This is a genomic window from Flavobacterium sp. UBA4854, from assembly GCF_002399805.1.
Lineage (GTDB): Bacteria > Bacteroidota > Bacteroidia > Flavobacteriales > Flavobacteriaceae > Flavobacterium > Flavobacterium ginsengisoli.
Window position 1 is genome coordinate 16,307 of record NZ_DHEI01000011.1, and the last position, 752, is coordinate 17,058.

2 pseudogenes are annotated in these 752 nt (G+C 30.6%); both read left to right on the plus strand.

The features are described 5' to 3' along the window. A pseudogene (locus tag B3J44_RS01040) lies at positions 1-408 on the plus strand (hypothetical protein); the annotation flags it as partial. A 99-nt stretch (positions 409-507) separates the two neighbouring features. Further along, a pseudogene (locus B3J44_RS01045) lies at positions 508-752 on the plus strand (hypothetical protein); the annotation flags it as partial.

Genomic DNA, 752 nt, shown 5'->3' on the forward strand with positions numbered 1-752 from the left:
ATTCACGATTTTGATCAAGTAGTCTATAAAATTCGTCCGATCGATTTTGATCAGCAATGTTACGAGGGAAATTTTAAAGTATATCGTCCGCAGTTTTTCAAAGAAAATTTTCCAATGATTCAATTGATCAAAGAGAAATTAGAAGAACGTTCTATTATTCAGTACAAAGATGAAGAAAGAGCGATTTTGGCGAAACGTATTCATTCTGCCGAAACCAGAATCAAAAAATTGTTGAATATTATGTGCCACGATACCATTTCAACGCAAGAGCATTTGACACAATTGAAAATGGAATTGTATCGTTATACGAATGATATGAAATTTAAAAACGCAAAATCAATGGGGCATGTGATGCATGCTGCGTTTGAATTTATTACACGTAATTTCAAAAATACTAACTTAGTTTAAAGTTTTAGCCACTCCCGATAGTTATCGGGATTCACAGATTAAAAAGATTTTTGAATCATTATAATCTTTTTAATCTGTGGCAAAATAAAAAAAAATATTATGAAAAAATCTTTTTTAGTTATTTGCTCAATTGCTTTACTAGCTTGCCAGAAACAATCTGGCTCTGATTTAAAAGAACTTTATTCGTTGCCTAAAAAATTGAAAGAAGTTTCGGGAATTACTTATTTTCCAGAAACCAATATTCTTTACACTTTGGAAGATAGCGGAAACAAAAACGCCATTTATGCAATTGATTCTAAAGGTAAAATAGCTAAAACAATCACAATCTCAAATGCAACAAATGT